The sequence below is a fragment of the Brochothrix campestris genome (genome assembly GCF_046058945.1).
In the GTDB taxonomy this organism is placed as follows: Bacteria; Bacillota; Bacilli; order Lactobacillales; family Listeriaceae; genus Brochothrix; species Brochothrix campestris.
This window is the reverse complement of sequence record NZ_CP175511.1, coordinates 1,333,294-1,351,808: the sequence shown is the minus strand read 5'-3', so window position 1 is coordinate 1,351,808 and position 18,515 is coordinate 1,333,294. Positions and strand designations below refer to the sequence as shown.

11 protein-coding genes and 2 pseudogenes are annotated in these 18,515 nt (G+C 40.9%); 11 read left to right on the top strand and 2 right to left on the bottom strand.

The features are described from left to right. The first annotated feature begins 19 nt into the window (after positions 1 to 19). The 10 genes and pseudogenes from hisC (at position 20) to rny (ending at position 15,407) form a co-directional block, all read left to right on the top strand. A complete protein-coding gene (hisC, locus tag ACJYYY_RS06605) occupies positions 20 to 1,093 on the top strand; it encodes a histidinol-phosphate transaminase (protein ID WP_035315287.1) in 1,074 nt (357 codons plus the stop codon). Between the two features lie 459 nt (positions 1,094 to 1,552). Then, a complete protein-coding gene (locus tag ACJYYY_RS06600) occupies positions 1,553 to 3,880 on the top strand; it encodes an HAD-IC family P-type ATPase (RefSeq protein ID WP_408868740.1) in 2,328 nt (775 codons plus the stop codon). 331 nt (positions 3,881 to 4,211) lie between these two features. Next, complete coding sequence (locus tag ACJYYY_RS06595) at positions 4,212 to 6,449, top strand: DNA translocase FtsK (protein ID WP_408869237.1); 2,238 nt, start codon at positions 4,212 to 4,214, stop codon at positions 6,447 to 6,449. A gap of 11 nt (positions 6,450 to 6,460) precedes the next feature. Beyond that, a complete protein-coding gene (locus ACJYYY_RS06590; RefSeq protein WP_035315276.1) occupies positions 6,461 to 7,717 on the top strand; it encodes a pitrilysin family protein in 1,257 nt (418 codons plus the stop codon). A 1-nt stretch (position 7,718) separates the two neighbouring features. Next, positions 7,719 to 8,960: a pitrilysin family protein gene (locus ACJYYY_RS06585; RefSeq protein ID WP_035315277.1), complete on the top strand. Its 1,242-nt coding sequence runs from the start codon at positions 7,719 to 7,721 to the stop codon at positions 8,958 to 8,960. Between the two features lie 448 nt (positions 8,961 to 9,408). Beyond that, a pseudogene (locus ACJYYY_RS06580) lies at positions 9,409 to 10,200 on the top strand (RodZ domain-containing protein); the annotation flags it as partial. Between the two features lie 111 nt (positions 10,201 to 10,311). Continuing rightward, complete coding sequence (gene pgsA / locus ACJYYY_RS06575; protein WP_035315282.1) at positions 10,312 to 10,893, top strand: CDP-diacylglycerol--glycerol-3-phosphate 3-phosphatidyltransferase; 582 nt, start codon at positions 10,312 to 10,314, stop codon at positions 10,891 to 10,893. A 144-nt stretch (positions 10,894 to 11,037) separates the two neighbouring features. Beyond that, complete coding sequence (locus ACJYYY_RS06570; RefSeq protein ID WP_408868739.1) at positions 11,038 to 12,264, top strand: competence/damage-inducible protein A; 1,227 nt, start codon at positions 11,038 to 11,040, stop codon at positions 12,262 to 12,264. 160 nt (positions 12,265 to 12,424) lie between these two features. Continuing rightward, on the top strand, positions 12,425 to 13,471 hold the full coding sequence (gene recA, locus ACJYYY_RS06565) for a recombinase RecA (RefSeq protein ID WP_035315284.1): 1,047 nt from the start codon (positions 12,425 to 12,427) through the stop codon (positions 13,469 to 13,471). A 373-nt stretch (positions 13,472 to 13,844) separates the two neighbouring features. Further along, positions 13,845 to 15,407 carry a ribonuclease Y gene (gene rny / locus ACJYYY_RS06560; RefSeq protein ID WP_035315285.1) on the top strand — a complete coding sequence of 521 codons (1,563 nt, stop codon included), beginning with the start codon at positions 13,845 to 13,847 and terminating at the stop codon, positions 15,405 to 15,407. 287 nt (positions 15,408 to 15,694) lie between these two features. Here the strand turns inward: rny and ACJYYY_RS06555 are convergent. Both ACJYYY_RS06555 and ACJYYY_RS06550 read right to left on the bottom strand, forming a co-directional pair. Next, positions 15,695 to 16,299: pseudogene (locus ACJYYY_RS06555) on the bottom strand (transposase). After that, the gene (locus ACJYYY_RS06550; RefSeq protein ID WP_408868738.1) at positions 16,217 to 16,876 is read right to left on the bottom strand and encodes a transposase family protein; all 660 of its coding nucleotides are present in this window, start codon (positions 16,874 to 16,876) and stop codon (positions 16,217 to 16,219) included. Before ACJYYY_RS06550 ends, ACJYYY_RS06555 begins: the two are co-directional and overlap by 83 nt. 590 nt (positions 16,877 to 17,466) lie before the next feature. Here ACJYYY_RS06550 and hemE point away from each other — a divergent pair. Further along, positions 17,467 to 18,510, top strand: coding sequence for a uroporphyrinogen decarboxylase (gene hemE / locus ACJYYY_RS06545; RefSeq protein ID WP_035315515.1), 1,044 nt, complete (start codon positions 17,467 to 17,469; stop codon positions 18,508 to 18,510). Positions 18,511 to 18,515 lie beyond the last annotated feature (5 nt).

The following is an 18,515-nucleotide window of genomic DNA, read 5'->3' as shown; positions in this document are numbered from 1 at the left end:
GGAGTGAGGCATCATGACAATTAAGGTGAAAGCAAGTTTAGGTGAGTTACAGGCATACAAGCCTGGTAAACCAATTGAAGAAGTACAACAGGAATTAGGGTTGGAGACGATTACCAAACTAGCCTCGAATGAAAACCCGTTTGGTTGTTCGGCACAGGTGAAAGTCGCAGCGACAAAGGCCTTAAACGAGACGGCATTATACCCTGATGGTTACGCGGCTGAATTACGGTCTGAGTTGGCGGCGTTTTATGCAGTCAAACCGCATCAACTTGTAATTGGAGCTGGTCTCGACGAAGTAATCCAGATTGTCAGCCGCACGCTCCTCGTTGCAGGCGATAATATTGTGCAGGCAACGCCGACCTTTTCACAATATGCATTGCATGCGAACATCGAAGGGGTAACCGTTAAAGAAGTACCGGTCAATGAAGCGGGTGAACATGATTTAGACGCGATGTTGGCGGCTGTTGATGCTAACACTAAAATTTTATGGTTATGCAACCCTAATAATCCAACGGGTACGTATTTTAATGCGATGGCCTTAGACCGTTTGTTGACAGCAGTGCCGGCCGAGGTATTGGTCATTCTCGACGAGGCTTATGCTGAATATGTTGTGGCCGACGACTTCCCTGATTCGATGCCTTTGATTGAACGTTTCGATAATGTAATGGTCATGCGTACTTTCTCGAAAGCGTATGGCATTGCCGCATTACGAATTGGTTTTGCCGCGTGTTCAGCGGCCGTTTGTGCTAAATTAAACATCGTTCGTCTCCCGTTCAATACGTCACGTGTTGCTCAAGCGGCAGCCGTTGCCGCGTTAGCCGATCAGAAATTCATTGCAGACTGCCAGACGGCAAATCGTGCTGGCTTAGCGCAGTGGGTCAACTATCTCGAAGCAAAAGGGTTTGCGTATTATCCCTCACAAGCAAACTTTATCTTTTTTAAGATTGGTCAAGCAACGGCACCTGTTTTTGATGCGTTGTTGGCAAAAGGTTTTATTGTGCGAGCAGGTTTACGTCCTGAGTGGTTACGTGTGACCATCGGGAGCGAAAGTGAAAATGCAGGCTGTATTGCGGCGCTTGAAGCGGTTTTGTAATTAAGTGAAGATAAACGCTGTTCTAGGTCGTTACGACTTACTCGCGCGTAGTGCCTAGAACGAAAGTAAAATCAACCGGTTGGAAGCATACAGCTTGGAAGAGAAATGAAGGCGACTATTTACCGTCGCTGCCATTTTCTGAAAGGTGACAGCTTCTGGTTGATTGAACTAGAGGAAATAACAGCGTTTCTATTCAGTCTTATCATCTCGTAAACAAAGTCACTGTCATAGCATATGAAAGATAAAGTCGTTTAATCCGACTTTGTCTAAAATCTGAAGCAACCTAATGGGTTGTTTTTTTGATGTTAAGGATAATCGACCAATTTGTACAATTCTAACGGAGTAATTTTACTTTTCCATATTGATGTTTGGTATAACGTCCAATAGTTGATATAATATACACATGAACAGGGTAACTTAGGGGTTATTACCTGCGTTAAAAAAAGGGGAGGGTCGCCAATGATTAATCCTAGCGAATTTCCAGGTCTTTCTACAGCAGAGGTAGAAGAACGTCGTGTACGTGGCGATGTTAATGAACTGTTGCAGCCAACCACTCGTAGTTTAAAACAAATACTGTTAGAAAATAGTTTAACGTTATTCAACTTCATCAATTTAGTGATCGGTGGTTTTATTATTTATACGGGGAGTTTTAAAAACCTTCTCTTTCTAGGTGTTATTCTCTTTAACACCGCGATTGGTATCTTTCAAGAACTGCGGGCGAAAAAAAACATCGATCAGTTAATGCTGCTCAATCAAGCGAAAGTCAACGTTATTCGCAATGCTCAGTCGCAAGAAATCGCTCAGGATGAGGTCGTTAAAAATGATTTGATTGCCATTAAACGTGGACAACAAATTTGTGTGGATGGCATTGTTACATATACACGTGGGTTTGAATGCGATGAATCACAGTTAACTGGAGAAGCCGATCCAATCATTAAAACGGTGGGGGATATTGTATACTCCGGCAGTTATGTTGTCAGTGGTACCGCTCTGATTGAGGCGACACATGTTGGGCAAGAAAGCTATGTTGCCAAGCTGACGTTAGCAGCAAAACAATCAAAAAGCATCTATAGCGAACTGATACGGACGATGAAACAAATTATTCGGGTGTTGAGTTTCGGCATTATTCCGATTGGCGCATTATTATTCATGACGAGTATCTTTACTAAAACAGAACTCAATCAAGCCATTTTAGGCACTTCTGCAGCGGTGCTGGGCATGATTCCTGAAGGGTTAATCTTATTGACGTCGGTGGCGCTTGCCTTAGGTGTCGTGCGATTAACGCGGAAACGAGTGCTCGTTAAAACGATGGGGTCAATTGAGACGCTCGCTCGAGTGGATATTTTATGCCTTGATAAAACAGGAACACTCACAAGCGGTGAATTGCAGGTGAAAACAATTAAACCGGGGGATGATATCTCACTTGATACGTTAAAAGCCACCGTTGGTCAAGTTGCGCATGACCTCAATGAGGACAATGCGACTGGTCTCGCTTTAATGTCTCATTTTAAAGCGACGGCTGACTGGGGTGAACCACAACAAATTATTGCGTTTTCGTCGGCTCGTAAATGGTCAGCGGTGAGTTATCAAGGAGCTAGTTTTGTTATTGGTGCACCGGAATATATCTTTAATTCATTTACTTCGGAACAGTCCCAAGCGATGACAGCTGCCACTCACCAAGGATTACGGGTGTTAGCCGTTGCGAAATCGTCTGAAACACTTGTAGGCCACCAATTGCCAACACAGTTGCAATTGCTTGGTTTACTCTATCTAGAAGACGACATCCGCGCAGAGGCACCCCAAACGTTAGCGTATTTTAAAGCGGAAAAAGTCGATATTTGTATAATTTCGGGTGATCACCCGCAAACTGTCAGTCAAATTGCAAAACGCGCAGGCGTTGATAATGTGAGCGAAACAGTTGATATGAGTAAACTCCCTGTTGAGACAGATTATCAGCAACTGGTCGAAAAAAATCGGATTTATGGCCGGGTAAGCCCTGAGCAAAAACGATTATTAGTTGAAGCGTTACAAGCAAATGGTCACACTGTCGGGATGACCGGAGATGGTGTCAATGACATTCTAGCGTTAAAACAAGCCGATTGTAGTATTGTGATGGCCAACGGGAGTGATGCAGCCAAAGGGATTTCTAACTTTGTATTGCTGGATTCGAATTTTGATGCAATGGTTGGCGTTGTCCTTGAAGGGCGAAAGGTCGTTAATAACATTCAACGAGTGGCTTCACTCTATTTGACAAAAACAATCTATTCGATTGTGTTGGCGCTCTTGTTTATTTTTATTTCCTCACCTTATCCGTTTCAACCGATTCAATTAAGTCCCATTAGTACCTTGACTGTCGGGATTCCATCCTTTTTATTAGCACTCCGTCCTAACGTGGCCCCTTTAAAAGGTCGCTTCTTACGCAATGTGCTTGAACCAGCTTTGGCAAGTGGACTAAGTGTTGTGCTTTATGCGATGATTATCTTAGTCGTCGGTCAGCAGCTGAATTGGTCCTATGCGGCTACATCAACCTTAACGGTCTGGATGACCGGAATGGTCTGTTTCATGGCGTTAAGTTATGTTGCGCGTCCGTTGAACTACCGTATTATTTTAATGATTACAGCGCTAGCAGCGACTTTCTTGTTGTTGTTTATCTTTTTCGGCAAGCTATTCGCTTTAGAAAACCTCTTCCAAATAAAGTTAGCCCTCCTATATGTCCCATTAATGGTGACGGTGTATCCGTTATTTTACAGTTTAAAAAAGGTGATGAAACGCTTGTTGAAAAATTAACTAAAAGTTCGTTTAAGGCAATTTAAACTACAGTGATTGGAGTAAATAAGCTCTCGACCATTTTCTGTTGATGCGTTTTTTTGACATTAGACAAGGTGAGGGTTTAACTAGTGATTTCACAAAAGATTAGAACGACTACTTTGCGGGTCGTTTTTTTTTTGCAAACGTTTTGATGTGCAATACAATCGCTTTTGTTCAGCGGATAATATGGTATAATGAGGAGTAAATATTAGTGTAGTTATTATGATAGAAGAAGGTGACCAATTTGGTTCAACAGCGCACGCAACGAAAGAAAGCGTCAAAACGCAGCACGAATAAAAAAAAGAAGGTTATGGATTTGAATAAAATGCCCCTACGTTTCGAAACGGTAGGGATTATCTTAATTATATTGGTAGTTTTTAGTATCGGACAGTTCGGCTTTGTCGGACGCTTTTTATTTGAAGGGGCAGTTATCTTAACAGGTACATTTGCCCATGTTACCCTGGTTTTCCTCGCACTTTTAGGTATTCATTTTATTGTAAAACGACAATGGCCAGCCCTTTTTAAGGCTCATTTTATCGGACTCTTTCTAATCATATTTGCAGTGATGATTAGTTATCATACCGCGATTGTGACACCAAAAATTGTCGGTGATGTAAATATTCTTCAAATTAGCACACAACAAGTTAATTTATATCGACTAGACGAACTTTCACTCTTTCAAGTAGGTGGTGGCTTTGTGGCGGCATTACTCGTCACGCTCACTTACTTTTTATTTGGTGCAATCGGAACATACCTGTTAGTAGGCTTAGTCTTGATTGAAGGTGTGTTATTGCTAACTGATCATTCTCCGCGTGACGTCTTGCGATTCATCGTCAAATGGGTGTCAGGTTATGTCAAACAATGGCGCAATGCAGCCAACGTTTCCAAATCTGTCTCGCAACCACGTGTTCCAAAAGTGGCTTCAAATGAGCAAGATGATAAAGGAGCCGTCAATGAGCATGTTTCAGAGCCGCCACGGATAAAAACATTCAACGAGAATGAAACGCCACAACGCCCCTTGCCTGATATGCGTCCAACGCCTGCCACTACAGAAGCAACAACAGATCCTGTTTTAGCAGAACCGACTGCGGCTGATAGTTTTAATTTGCCACAAGTCGAAACTGACTATCAGTTGCCAAGTACGACCTTATTGAATCCGACTAAATTTGTTGATCAAAGTGACGAGAAACGACAAATTAATGAGAATATCAAAGTGTTGGAAGCAACGTTCCAAAGTTTCGGTGTTGATGCGAAGGTAACAGAAGTCCACCTTGGCCCAGCAGTGACAGAGTATGAAGTGCAACCGGCAGTGGGCGTGAAAGTGAGTAAAATCGTTAATTTAACAGATGATATCGCCCTTGCTTTAGCTGCAAAAGAAGTCCGTATTCAAGCGCCAATCCCTGGTAAATCAGTCATCGGGATTGAAGTCCCCAACCAAAATGTCGCGATGGTGACCTTACGTGAGATTTTAGAAGATAACCCGAAAAACAATCCAGCTGAAAAATTGCAGTTTGCTTTAGGCCGTGATATCTCAGGCGAGGCTGTCATGGCACGTCTCAATAAAATGCCTCATTTACTCGTGGCAGGTGCAACCGGGAGCGGGAAGTCTGTTTGTATAAACTCGATCATCACGAGTATTTTATTAAAGGCGAAACCACATGAAGTCAAAATGATGTTAATCGATCCGAAAATGGTCGAACTGAGTGTCTACAATGGCGTACCACATTTATTGACGCCAGTTGTTACCAATCCTAAAAAAGCTGCGCAAGCCTTACAAAAGGTTGTTGGTGAAATGGAACGGCGCTACGATTTGTTCTCACACTATGGTGTGCGCAACATCGAAGGTTATAATGAAATTGTAGCGGAACATAATGAAACAGAAACGGCAAAACAAGTGCCATTGCCATATATTGTAACAATAGTTGATGAGTTAGCTGATTTAATGTTAGTGGCTTCAAATGATGTTGAAAGTGCGATTATGCGCATTACACAAATGGGCCGTGCCTCAGGCATTCATATGATTGTTGCCACTCAACGTCCGTCAGTCGACGTTATTACTGGTGTTATTAAAGCAAATATTCCTGCCCGGATTTCATTCGCGGTATCGTCGTCGATTGATTCACGTACGATTTTGGATATGTCCGGCGGTGAAAAATTACTCGGCATGGGTGACATGCTCTTTAAAACAGCTGATGCGTCGAAGCCAACCCGAATTCAAGGGGCATTTTTATCCGATCAAGAAGTCGAGACAATCGTAGACGCCTGCATCGAACAACAAAAAGCACAGTATCAGGAAGAAATGATTCCCGACGAAATAGATGCCAATCAAGCAGAGCCGGATGACGAATTATTCGATGAGGCTGTTCAAATGTTTATTAAGCAACAAGCGGCTTCGGTCTCAATGTTGCAACGCAAGTTTAAAATCGGCTATAACCGTGCCGCTCGCATCGTTGATGAAATGGAAAATCGTGGTATTGTTGGTCCACATGAAGGTAGTAAACCACGACGTGTCAATGTAACCGAATGGCCCATTCAAGAGCAAGTGTAAAGGAGATTGACATGACGAAACAAATCCCAATCCTAATTAACGGCTACCCTGTTTTGCTACAACAAACGACACAATTTAATCAGATTACAGTCACGTGGCATTTTAAAGCGCCACTCGAACGTGAGACGTTGACAAAACGTTCCTTACTTGCCAACTGGTTAGGTCTTAGCTTAAAGTATTCGACCTTATCGGCCTTTCAACAGAGACTTTCGTATTTATATGGGGCAGCTTTAGATGCTACCGTCGAAAAAAGTGGGAACTGTCATTTGATTCATTGTACGTTAACCTATGCTAACCCTTCATTAATAGCGGATGAAACATTTGAAGAAGATGTTTGGTGCTTTTTACAGGACACCTTATTTCAACCGTTATTTACTGAAAACGAACGAACAACGGCTTTGTTTGAACGCGAAAAAGAGACGTTAAGCAATCGTTTTGAAATGATTAAAGAGGATCCGGGTGACTTAGCCTTGGAGCAAGTGCTGCAGACGGCCTTTGAAAACGATACATACCGCTACCATACGATCGGTGTTAAAGAAGATATCGCGGATTTAACATTAACTGATATTGCCGAAACACACCGTGAAATGCTGACGATTGATGAGCAGTTAATTACAGTCACGGGGGATGTCTCACTACCGATGATTACGAAACACTTAATGAAGTTCCCACATGGGCAGGCGAAAACAGTGAGGCCGCTAACTTTTAGCGACAGTAAGTTAACACCCCTCGGAGAACAAAAGCAGACTCATGATGTCTCACAAGCGAAGGTAATTATAATGTATCAAGTACCGCGCATATGTTCACAACGCGACCGTGTGCGGTTACAACTAGGCTACTACATTTGGGCAGTCGATAGTCATTCACGTCTTTTCAATGAAGTGCGCGAAAAAGCACAGTTAGCCTATGACATTTACGGCAGTCTCAATGTTACGAAACAGTTGGCCTATGCAGTTGCTGGTGTTGACGACGACGCGGTTGAACAAGCGCTAGAAACGATGAAACTACAACAACGGCAAATGGCAGAAAACATCCAATTATCTGAATTAGAACTGGCAAAGACGGCTTTGTGGCATGACCTACAGTTAGAACTAGACGATGTTGAAAGTGTAAATGACATTGCTTTTTCACGGCAATTACTGCCTTATACGATGACGTTAGCACAATGGCAGGCTGAGCTCGGAACAATCACGCCAGCAGATATCACAAATTTAATGAATCAATGGCAGTATAAAGGCAGTTTCTGCCTAACTAAAAAGGAGTACTAATTTGAAAAAAGAACTTTCCAAAACACTACCTAATGGGATGAAGGTTATTTTTGTTGAGAAACCAGCGGCGCATCATAGTTATATTCAGGTCAGTGTCCCTTATGGCTCAACGACACGTTTAGAATGGCAGGGGAAACCTGTTTTAAGCGGAATGGCCCACTTCATTGAACATATGATGTTTCAGTCTAATGAAGAAGATATTAGTAAGTTTTTCGTAGAGCGACAAGCAAGTATTAACGCCTACACAACAACGACGATGACGACTTATACTGTATTAGCAACAGGTGACATACATCCGCTTGTTGACTACTTAGGTCAAATGTTGTTGCAACCACGGTGGACTGACGCTGATGTTGCGCATGAACGCAACATTATTTTGCAAGAGCAGGAGATGTATGAAGATGACGTCTATTCTGTTTTAACACAGATGAGTTTAACAGGGCTGTTTCCTGGGCAAGCAATGGCGGTGGATATAACCGGCTCAAAAAAAGATGTTGCGAAGATGACACTAAAACAAGTTGAGGCAGTACAAGCGATGATGTATCAACCGGAACAACTCACTTGGGTAATAACGGGTCCATTTCAAGCTGAGCAGTTATACCGCGTGATGTGTGAGCAGTCTAAAACATGGCTACGACCAACGAGGGACGGGGAAGTTGGCTATATTAGCAGTCCTGAAGTCGTACTTGATGGAAAAGGTGCAACCACAACAATGCCGATTCAGTTGCCAAAATTTGCGCTTGGACTAAAATGGCAGGCACAAAGAACACGGGGAGCGGCTTATATAAAAGCTGTCTTAACACGTCAATTGCTGACTGATGTGATTCTGAGTCCGCTATCGCAAACCTATACTCGTCTATACGCAGAAGGTATCATTGATGAATCGTTTAGCAGTCATTTTGTATATGAAGATGCCTATTCTTATTTATTGCTAATGGGTACTGGTGATGAAAAAAGTGTTCGTGCGCTAACTGCGAGCTTAACAATGTCTGCAATTAAGAACTGTTTCGATCCATACGTGTTTGACTGCGCAAAACGTGAATTAATCGGCACATTAGTTACAATGACTGATGATTATGAAGCCTACAGTGAGTGGTTGGTTGAAAATCAATTGAAAGAGGCTGATGCTGCGATTTTTTTAACAATTATCAGACAAATCTCATTAAATGATTTAACAATTTTAGCCGAGGAGTTGTTCGGGAATCCTACACCGTTACTCTTTATGATAAAAGGACAAAAATAGTCGCGTTTAAATTAACTTAAAAGTGACAAGAACAAGCGGACGTGCTAAAATATAGACAGTGCAATTTTTAGATAAAATGCTAGTTTATCAAGGTGAAATATACTTTTTTAAGATCAGTATTGAAAAAGATACAATCGAAAACAAGTGAATTTAAGTGGATGAATTATTCGTACATATAAATCGATTGAAGCTGATTGTTTGAAATTAACTTTAATGAAAAATGATTGAAAACGTATGGAAAAGATACGAGATTGAGCTTAACGAAAGCAACTCCCTCTGTCTTTGCATTGTCGTTGAAAATTGTCAGATTGAACGATTTAGCTCGTTTATCAACAACGGAATGTCTAACTGTAATTACTCGATTAAGTGCGGTAAGTAAGTTATACTTGCGTTAGATAAGGCAAGCTGGAGAGATTTAAAAATAACGAAGCTATGGCAGGTGAAAAGTATGAGTGAGCTAGGGAGTTTATTGAAACAGAATCGTAAAGAAAAAGGCATGTCTTTGGACGAATTACAGCAAAAAACAAAAATCCAAAAACGCTATTTAGAAGCAATTGAACGCGGTAAGTTCGATGTTTTACCAGGAGACTTTTATACGCGCGCATTCATACGTACGTATGCTGAAGTTGTTGGCTTAAACGCGGATGAGGCTATGACGTTGTACCGTGCAGAAGTGCCTGTTAAGGAAGCGGCGGTCGAAGAAGTGACACGCGCAAACAATCAAAAAGAACCACGTGAATTACCAGTTTTCTTATTAGGCAAAGGTTTCAAACTGATTGTTGTGGCATTAATTGTGCTGGTTATCGGTGGGATTTGGCTGATGATGTATGTTAAAGGGAATAACTCGGATGATGCCGTTGTTGATCAAACACCTGCAACAAGTGTTTCAATCGATGAGGCAACTAAAACAAAAGAGTCCTCTAAAACGGAACAATCAGCATCAAAGGAAAAGTCAACTGATGAAAAAACAGATAAAGTGACGATTACAGCACCTGAAGCTAATTCTGGTTCGATGAATTACGTTGTCGAGGCAGCTAGTGTTGATGAATTGACGATGACGATTGAAGCTACAGGTGGCGATAGCTGGAATTCAATTACAACCAACACCGGTGAAGCTGTCGAGAGTGGGCTATTAGCGGCTGGCGATAAAAAAGAAATTAAATTAGTAAAACCAACTAACTTAAATGTAACAATTGGTAATTCGCAAGGCTTGAATATGAGCATTAATGATGAGAAACTTGAGTTTGCAACAGATGCCATAACACAAAACATCACGATTGAATTCAAGCAAAAATAACTGTGAGGAGTGGCTATCTCTAACGTCACTCCTTTTTCAAAGGAGAAAATTATAATGAATATTCCCAATCAATTGACCGTTCTACGTATTTTTCTGATTCCGATTTTTTTACTGCTTTTTTTAATACCATTTAATTGGGGAGAGTTTACTGTTTTAGGTGCAACAATTACAGTCGCACATTTAATTGCAACCATCGTCTTTATTGTTGCGTCGATTACAGATTGGTTAGATGGCTACTTAGCACGTAAATACAATCTTGTAACTAACTTTGGTAAGTTTGCTGATCCATTAGCTGATAAGTTGCTCGTCATGGCCGCTTTTATCGCATTAGTCGGTGCCGACATCATTCCATCATGGGCAGTGGTAATTATTGTCTCACGTGAATTAGCAATTACTGGTTTACGTCTGTTGTTAGCTGAAGGTGGCGAAGTGAATGCCGCCAACATGTTGGGTAAAATAAAAACGTTCACCCAATTAATTGCCATCCCATTATTAATGCTCAGTAATTTTCCGTTTGCAGCAACAGGTATTCGAGTTGATTTAATCATTTTTTATGTCTGTGTATTCTTTACAGTTTTATCGGGCGTTAACTATTTTTATCAAAACCGTCATGTGTTTAGCGATGGTTTTAAATAAGTCAGTTATTCGTATTTCTGTTACAAACGACGAAGGATAACAGTGTTCTTCTTTAGTCTCAAGTCGCTACACCTCCTGGTGTAGCGACTTTTTTTAGATACTGCTATAATAAAAAGAGAGGAAGTAAGGAGATGAGTCCATACGATGAACGCAGAAGTAATTGCAATCGGTACCGAACTTTTATTAGGACAAATTGTTAACACGAACGCGCAGTTTATTGCTCAGAAATTAGCCGATGCGGGGCATAATCTCTATTACCAAACAGTGGTAGGAGATAACGATAAACGTTTAACAGCTGTCTTTAAGCAAGCGCAACAACGCGCCGACTTAATTATCGTTACTGGTGGATTGGGACCGACACAAGATGATATCACGAAAGAGACGTTAGCCCGCCTGTTACAGCGCTCTTTAGTTAAAGATACGGTTGCTCTTGCAAAAATACAACAACATTTTGAAGGGCGTCAACAAGCGATGACGTCCAATAATTTACGACAAGCAGATGTGCTTGAAGGTGCAACTAGCTTAGCTAATAAAACCGGATTTGCGCCCGGTATGCTAATTGTTGACAAAGGAATTACCTATGTGTTAATGCCGGGTGTGCCACGCGAAATGAAACCGATGTTCGAGCATGTTATCGCAGAGTATCTAACACGTAATGCAACTCAACCAATTACATCACGGGTCTTGCGTTTTTACGGAATTGGTGAATCGCGGTTAGCAGACGTGTTAAATACATTAATTACGAACCAGACGAATCCGACACTGGCAACCTATGCTGGTACGTATGAGGTCAGTCTACGCATTAGTGCAGTCGCCAATCCATTGAAAACAGCTGCTGTCTTACTCGATGAAATGGAAGCAGAGGTGCAAGCGCTAGTCGGCAACTTCTTTTATGGCTATGGCGAAACAGGTCTGGAAGCGCGTGTTATCGAGCAATTAAAACAGAAGCAACTGACGCTATCGGCTGCTGAAAGTTTAACGGCAGGCTTGTTTCAAGCGACCATTGCTAATCATGCAGGTGTCTCTACTATTTTTAAAGGGGGGATGGTCACCTATGCAACATCCTTGAAAACCGACTTATTAGGGGTGGATGCAGCATTGATTGCGCGTGAGGGTGTCGTTAGCAAAGGGTGTGCGCAAGCAATGGCAGAGCAAATCCGTCTTCGCACCCAGGCGGATATCGGTGTTAGTTTCACCGGTGTCGCTGGTCCAGGTGGCCAAGATGGACACCCAGCTGGAACGGTTTGGCTTGCTATTAGTACAAAAACAGAGACGACTGCTCATTTATATCACTTCAATGGCGACCGCCAGTCTAATCGTGAGCGGGCTGTAAAACAAGCCTTTTGGCTCTTGAATCAGCGTTTCTCTTAAGGCAATGACATATTTAAAACAGGGAATCATCATTTTAATTGCCGATATATTTCAAAAAAGCGAATATACGTTCGTTTTTTGCTTGTAATTAAAAGTGAAAACGTTTATAGTTAAAGGTATAGCAAAACAAATTTCGTTTTTATACGAAGGAGGAAATAGGTTGGATAATCGTCAAGCGGCCTTAGATCAGGCATTGAAACAAATTGAAAAACAATTTGGTAAAGGTTCTATTATGAAATTAGGTGAAAAAACTGATACAAATATAAAAACAATTCCAAGTGGTTCGTTAGCACTTGATGTGGCATTAGGTGTTGGTGGTTACCCACGTGGCCGTGTCATTGAAGTATATGGTCCAGAAAGTTCTGGTAAAACAACGGTTGCTCTCCATGCCATTGCAGAAGTACAAGAAAAAGGTGGTACAGCTGCTTTTATCGATGCAGAGCATGCCCTTGATCCAGCTTATGCAAAAAAACTAGGTGTGAACATTGATGAATTACTGTTATCTCAACCTGATACGGGTGAGCAAGCGCTCGAAATTTGTGAGGCACTTGTTCGTTCAGGTGCAATTGACATCGTTGTTATCGATTCCGTGGCAGCCTTAGTGCCTAAAGCAGAAATCGAAGGCGAGATGGGTGATTCGCACGTTGGTTTACAAGCGCGATTAATGTCTCAAGCCCTTCGTAAATTATCTGGTTCAATCAATAAATCAAAAACAATTGCTTTATTCATCAACCAAATTCGTGAAAAAGTCGGTGTTATGTTTGGTAACCCTGAAATTACACCCGGTGGACGTGCTCTTAAATTCTACGCATCTGTTCGTTTAGAAGTACGTCGTGCAGAGCAATTAAAACAAGGCACTGACATCATCGGTAATAAGACGCGTATTAAAGTTGTCAAAAACAAGGTCGCTCCGCCATTCCGTATTGCCGAAGTTGACATCGTCTACGGACAAGGAATCTCACGCGAAGGTGAAATCGTTGATATGGCCGCTGAACACGATATTATTGTTAAAAGTGGTTCGTGGTACTCATATGAAGGCGAACGTATTGGTCAAGGTCGTGAAAATGCGAAGCAATATTTACGTGAACATACTGAAGATCGTTTAGCGATTTATGAAAAAGTGCGTGATGCATATGGTATCGGTGCTGAGTTGCCAGAAGCTGCGACAGGTAAAGATGAGACCGACGCAACGGAAGATGACGAATAAGCTGATTCTCTAGCTGAGAGTGTCGTGATTTACGACACTCTTTTTTTGTATTTATCAGTTATATTTGGACAACGAGTATTTCATCTGAAATTTTTTAAAAAAGGCGATGTTAAGCGGTTTCATCGTCGTAAAATACTAATATTAAATGCATTTGAGTCAGACAAAGAAACTATTTCAAAAAAAAAAGGTAAAACTAAGAGATAAATAGCATTATTTATTTCACAAATTACCTTTTTATCGGTATAATGTAAATTGTAAGATAATTTAAAGCTAAATTATTTTACATAGCTAATCATTAATGTAGTGCGCTGTACAATAAGTCAGCCGACAATTTGACATGAATTATAAAAAGAATAAGAATGGAGGTGAATGTATGACCTACGTAATTGACATCATCCTCGTATTCCTTTTCTTGATCATTGGTCTTGTTGTAGGAAGAAAAATAGCGAATAATTCGAATCAACGTGATATGGAAGCTAACCGTAAAACGGCGGAGCACATTAAAGCGGATGCGCTAAAAGAAGCTGAAACTTTGAAGAAAGAGGCGCTTTTAGAAGCTAAAGAAGAAAATCAACGCTATCGAACTGAAACTGAGACTGAACTTCGCGAACGTCGTTTTGAAATTAAAACAAAAGAAACGCGTTTATTACAACGTGAAGAAATCCTTGATCGTAAAACCACGTCCTTAGAAAATAAAGAGGAAACAATTGAACGCAAAGAGGAAAAAATAACTCAGAAACAACAACTAATCGAAGAGAAAAAAGCTCAAGTTGAACAATTGGTCGAAAATGAACGCCAAGAACTTGAACGCATTTCGGCTTTAACGAAAGACCAAGCTAAAGATGAAATCTTAACGCTAACAGAAAAAGAGTTATCACACGATATGGCTGTGATGATTAAGGAAAGCGAAGATGATGCGAAAGAAACGGCCGATAAGAAAGCCAAAGATTTATTATCGTTAGCGATTCAACGTTCTGCTGCTGATTTTGTATCAGAAACAACAGTATCGGTTGTTAACCTACCTAACGATGAAATGAAGGGACGTATTATTGGGCGTGAAGGTCGTAACATTCGTACGATTGAAACATTAACAGGGATCGACTTAATCATTGATGATACACCCGAAGCTGTTATTTTATCAGGTTTTGATCCGGTCCGTCGTGAGATTGCCCGTATCGCGCTTGAAAAATTAGTAGAAGATGGTCGTATCCATCCTGCTCGAATCGAAGAAATGATTGATAAAGCACGGAAAGAAGTGGACGAACACATTCGTGAACTCGGAGAACAAGCAACCTTTGAGCTTGGGTTACACGCAGTTCATCCTGACCTTATTAAAATTTTAGGTCGCCTTCGTTACCGTACAAGTTATGGTCAAAACGTCTTGAATCACTCAATTGAAGTCGCACGATTAAGTGGGATTTTAGCGGGTGAGTTAGGCGAAGATGTTACGCTTGCTAAACGAGCTGGTTTATTCCATGATATCGGGAAAGCGATTGACCATGAAATTGAAGGCAGTCATGTTGAAATTGGTGTCGAACTTGCCACTAAGTATAAAGAACATGAAACAGTTATCAACGCGATTGCCTCGCATCATGGTGATACTGAGCCAACATCAATCATCTCTATCCTTGTGGCAGCGTCTGATGCTTTATCAGCAGCTCGTCCGGGTGCGCGTAGTGAAACGTTAGAAAATTACATTCATCGTTTAGAGCGTCTTGAAGCGATTCCAGAAAGTTTCAAAGGAGTCGAAAAAGCGTTTGCGATTCAAGCTGGTCGTGAAATTCGGGTCATTGTTAAGCCAGAAGACATCGATGATTTAGAATCGATTCGTCTGGCACGTGACATTCGTAAATCAATCGAAAATGAATTGAATTATCCAGGTCACATTAAGGTGACAGTTGTTCGTGAAACGAGAGCGGTTGAATACGCTAAATAAGATATGAAAAAGACCCCATTTAAAAATGGCTCTATGTCAGATAGTGTTGTTATTCAAAATTTAGTAAAATAAGTCATTTTTGCAGCTACCTTTTTTGGTAGCTGCTTTTTTTGTAGTCATTCCTAATGTGAAGGACGCTTTCTGCGGGTGACCCTTCATCTTCTGCGCTCCGCTTGGGGTATTCAGCGGGCACTTTTCCCGCTAGAGTCGCCTTCACAAACGTCATGACGCTGCACGTTTATTATTGAGGTTTTCGCGTATTAAAAGACAGTAAAAGAGTCAATTAATTACGAGTTGGGAGCGATGCGTTTATGATTGAATCCGAGTAGAATCCTGTTTCTGAAATTTGAAAAGTTACGGTAACCAAACGAAATCCGTTTAATCACTTTTATTTTGTTATTGATCCCTTGTAAATGCCCGTTGGAATCCTGTATTTAAAGCTATTTCCGATTGCAGGTAAATGCTTGTTTAATGTTTTTAAACTGCGTTTCAGTTGTGAAGAAACGAAAGGTTTTTTAGTCTGAATCAGTGATTGGTAAGCAGGGGAATTTTTGTGTTGTAGCGCAATCAGTAATTGCTGTGCTAGTTCGTATGTTTCTTTGAATTCAACATCCAGTGTCATAAAGTAATCGATGATTCCTCTCGAACTTTTTTGTCCGTTAAATAAACGATGATAGCGATAATCAAAATCGCTTAAGTCTGTTTTGTTTTTGAGAAGTAATTTCCAATACGCTTTGAGTTTACGATAAATCTTTTTATCTTCTGAGTTTGAAGTATCATAACGGTTCATGAGTTTAATGCGTGTTTGATTAAGGGAACGTGTTACTAATTGGGACAAATGAAAACGATCGATGATGCAATCTTCTAGATGGGAGGATATCAATGATTTCATATTTTTTCGCATCAGTGCAAATAAAACGCATCTGACTATCAGCACTCTTTACCGATTTGAATTCATCCATTGAAAGATGTAGTGGAAGCCTTTGATAGTTCGGTTTGAATTGAGGAGACCATTGGTGTAAAGCACGATTAACAGTAGTTGTTGAAACACTCTGTCTAAAAGCGATATCTTTTTCAGAAGTAATAAACTGTCCTTCGGCAGCTAGTGTTTGGATGACACGTTTGGAGATAAAACAATTTCGTTTTACCATCGAAGTTGAAGCGATAAAGGTTGTTTTACATCCTTTACATAAGAAGCGTTGCTTCTTTAAAAAGAGATAGGTTGGAAGGTTATTTGTTTTAGGGAGTGTGATACGTGATAGTTTAGTTCCGTGTTTAATGAGTTTAACTGTTTTATTATTAAAGCCGCAATTCGCACACCGTGAGTGTGTGTAAGAGCGTGTACCAAAATAACAAGTGCTTAAAACACCTTTAATTAACTGAGTTAAACACCATGTTTTTGGAAAAGAAATAGTTTCATCTGTAATTCCAGAGGAATTCGCGATATTATTAAAAGTGATAGCTGACATTGTCGAATCCCCCTTATAAATTTGTTGTGGTGACTTAATATTATAGGGATTTTGAAAATGTTGCTATTTTTTTGCGAAAAAATAGGCATCAGTGAAAATTCACCAACACCATAAATTATAGAACCTTAAAAAATGGGGTCTCAGACTGAAGATAAACGTTGTTCTAGGTCGTTACGACTTGCTCGCTCGGGATTAAGTACCATCAAGTACGCGCACCGTCACGCGCTCGTCGTGCCTACTAGAACGAAAGTGAAATCAGCTCGTTCAACTTCTATGATATTTCATGGAAGTTAGCTGATTAAACGAGAGGATATAACAACGTTTCTTTTCAGTCAAGTCATCTTGCGGCCAAAGTCACTTGAACTAACTTTCAAAGTGAAATCAATTTAATTCGACTTTGTCTAAAAGCCGAGACCCCATTAAAAAAAGGGGGGCTTTTTTGGTTAAAGTCAATCAAATAAACGAGGGAAAAAGCAAAGAGGTAAGAATGTGACGAAAAAACGAACTTATCGCGTATCTGGTCAAAAAGTTACGATTATCGTTGGTTTATTGCTATAATTGGTTGATGAAAGTTCAAGTAGGAGGTAACGATGAAAACAAACAAAAAGATTACAAATGACACCTTTTTACGAGCAGCACGTGGTGAGAAAACCGAACACGTACCGGTTTGGTTTATGCGTCAGGCAGGCCGTTCTCAACCAGAATACCGTGCCATTAAAGCGAAACATTCACTGTTTGAAATAACACATCAGCCTGAACTGTGTGCCTATGTGACGGCATTACCGGTTAATAATTATAATGTCGATGCGGCTGTTTTATATAAAGATATTATGACACCTTTACATGGAATTGGTGTCGATGTGACAATCGAACCTGGGATTGGTCCGGTCATTAAGACTCCGATTAAAACATTAAGCGATATCGAGGCGTTGGCAGTGCTACAACCAGAACGAGACATTCCTTATGTGCTGGAGACAATTCGTTTACTAACAGAAGAGATGCTCACTGTTCCCTTAATTGGTTTTTCAGGTGCACCGTATACGCTTGCGAGTTATTTAATAGAAGGAGGTCCCTCAAAAACGAAGTTAAAAACAAAGGCCTTTATGTACAATCACCCAACAGAATGGGCGTTACTGATGGAGAAACTGGCTGAGATGGTCATCATTTATTTAACAGCGCAGATTGAAGCTGGTGTCAGTGCGGTGCAACTGTTTGATTCATGGATTGGTGATTTAAGTTTAACTGACTACAATCGTTACATTGCACCGGGGATTATTAAAATCCTTACAGCAATCGAGCCATTACCAGCAGTTACAATTATGCATGGTGTCCACGCGACCCACCTGATGGCGGAGTGGAATCAAATGCCACTCGATGTCATCGGGATGGATTGGCGGATGTCGTTGACGACTGCCCGTTCTAATGGCGTAATTAAAAGCTTACAAGGGAACATGGATCCAGCCTATTTGACAGCACCTTGGCCCGTGCTCAAAGCAGAGCTTGATCGTATTCTGGCTCAAGGGACAGCGGCACCAGGCTTTATTTTTAATCTCGGACATGGTGTGTTCCCAGAAGCAGACCCAGCTGTCATTAAGCAAGTGACCGCATATGTACAGGCGTATAAAAATGAATAGGTAGG

What these genes read in the sequence shown, in the direction of transcription:
- ACJYYY_RS06600 (WP_408868740.1), top strand. Translation starts at nt 1,553, where the DNA reads ATGATTAATCCTAGCGAATTTCCAGGTCTTTCTACAGCAGAGGTAGAA.
- ACJYYY_RS06595 (WP_408869237.1), top strand. Translation starts at nt 4,212, where the DNA reads ATGGATTTGAATAAAATGCCCCTACGTTTCGAAACGGTAGGGATTATC.
- ACJYYY_RS06590 (WP_035315276.1), top strand. Translation starts at nt 6,461, where the DNA reads ATGACGAAACAAATCCCAATCCTAATTAACGGCTACCCTGTTTTGCTA.
- pgsA (WP_035315282.1), top strand. Translation starts at nt 10,312, where the DNA reads ATGAATATTCCCAATCAATTGACCGTTCTACGTATTTTTCTGATTCCG.
- ACJYYY_RS06570 (WP_408868739.1), top strand. Translation starts at nt 11,038, where the DNA reads ATGAACGCAGAAGTAATTGCAATCGGTACCGAACTTTTATTAGGACAA.
- rny (WP_035315285.1), top strand. Translation starts at nt 13,845, where the DNA reads ATGACCTACGTAATTGACATCATCCTCGTATTCCTTTTCTTGATCATT.
- ACJYYY_RS06550 (WP_408868738.1), bottom strand. Translation starts at nt 16,876, where the DNA reads ATGTCAGCTATCACTTTTAATAATATCGCGAATTCCTCTGGAATTACA.
- hemE (WP_035315515.1), top strand. Translation starts at nt 17,467, where the DNA reads ATGAAAACAAACAAAAAGATTACAAATGACACCTTTTTACGAGCAGCA.